The organism is Roseateles sp. P5_E11 (assembly GCF_054049355.1).
This window is the reverse complement of sequence record NZ_JBFUMO010000912.1, coordinates 1-1,600: the sequence shown is the minus strand read 5'-3', so window position 1 is coordinate 1,600 and position 1,600 is coordinate 1. Positions and strand designations below refer to the sequence as shown.

1 protein-coding gene is annotated in these 1,600 nt (G+C 69.1%); it reads right to left on the bottom strand.

Annotated elements, in window-relative coordinates; all coding sequences use genetic code 11:
* Positions 1–87: 87 nt before the first annotated feature.
* Positions 88–1,600 (bottom strand): TonB-dependent receptor (locus ACXJKR_RS32020; protein ID WP_457326285.1); only part of this gene is annotated, 1,513 nt, incomplete at its 5' end.

Genomic DNA, 1,600 nt, shown 5'->3' with positions numbered 1-1,600 from the left:
CTGCGCTCGAACAGCGCGTCGAACGCGTCGGCGAGCGGTTCCCAGCGGGGCTGGTGGTGGCCCAGCAGATGCGTCATAGCGGTCTCCTCAGAAGTCGTAGCTCGCGCCGATGGCGAACTGGCGCGGCGGCGTGTAGGTGACCTGGCGGGCGGCGCCCAGCAACGGCGAGGCGATGCTCATGCTGGTGAAGGCCGTCGTGTCGGCCACGTTGCGCACATTGGCCCAGAGCTTCCAGGGGCCGGCAGCCGGCCGCAGCGTGGCGGTGAGGTTCAGGAGGCCGTAGGCGCCCTGCATCGCATCCGGCGTGTTGAACTCGGTGAAATAGAAGCGACCGCGCCAGCTGTAGTCGGCGCGCAGCGTGGTGCGCAGCTCACCGAGGCTGGCAGCCCATTCGGCGCCGAGGGTGACTTGCTGCTTGGACGCCTGGGCGAGCTGCCGGCCGCGCACATTGACCGGCGTCGTCGGTGCGTTGCGCAGGTCGACATTGGTGAAGTCCGTGTACTTCGGCGTCATCAGGCCGAGGCCGACCGACAGCGTCAACGGCGCGATGGGCTTGACCGCGGCCTCGATCTCGACACCATCGATGCGCGCCGCCGACGCGTTGGCCAGGAGGGTCGTCGCCTGGCCAACCTGCGAGACCTGCATGTCCTTGTAGCGGCTGCTGAAGACGGCGGCGCTGAGCACGCCGCGGCGCTCCAGGAACTCGGTCTTGAAGCCGAGTTCGATGCTGCTGACCTTCTCCGGCTTGACGAGATTCGGCTGCAGCGCGCCGAGGTTGACCGCGCCCGACTTGAAGCCATGCGCCCAGCGCGCATAGGCCAGCGTGCCGGCGGCCGGCTTGTATTCGACGCCGACGCTGCCCGGCGTGCTGGTCCAGCCGTCGCTCGGGTGGCCGGTGCCGGCCAGACCGAAGGCGGCGATGTTCTGGTATTCGTCGGCACGCTTGCTGTCGTGGTTGACGCGCAGGCCGGCCAGCAGCGACCACTGCGGATTCAGCATGTAGCGCAGGTCGGCGTAGGCGGCGCTGGAGCGCGTGTGCACGCTCCCGCCCAGCAGGAAGCCGACGCCGCCCGGGAAGGGCACGGTCAGCGGCGCACCCGGCACGAGGAAACCCAGCGGCACCTGGGTGAGGATGGTGATGTCCTGGCTCTGGTCGAACTGCAGGGCCGTGACGCCGACCAGCCATTGCAACGGGCTGCCATCGTCGGAGGCCAGATGGATGTCCAGGCTCTTGTCGGTGCTGCCGGTCAGGAAGCCCGAGCTCGTGACCGCGGCCTCGGTGGTGTCGCTGTCCCAGAGCCGGTCGACCTTGCTGCGCCGCCAGCTCAGGGACGCGCTCAGAGTGTTCGTGCCAATAGGCAATTCCAGCAGCGCCTGCGCCRTGTTGACCTCGACGCGGTTGCTCGAGCCCTGGCTCTTGACGACGCGCGGGTCGCTGCTTTGCGTGACGCCATGGAGCAGCACCGGAATGGACACCGGATCGGGCAGCACCGGCACGCTCATGCCGGCGTCGCGCTCGCGGTAGTGGCCGGCCACAAAGCGCAGCGTGCCATGGCCGCCGAGGCTGGATTGCAGCTGGGCGCGCAGTGCGCGGCTGGAC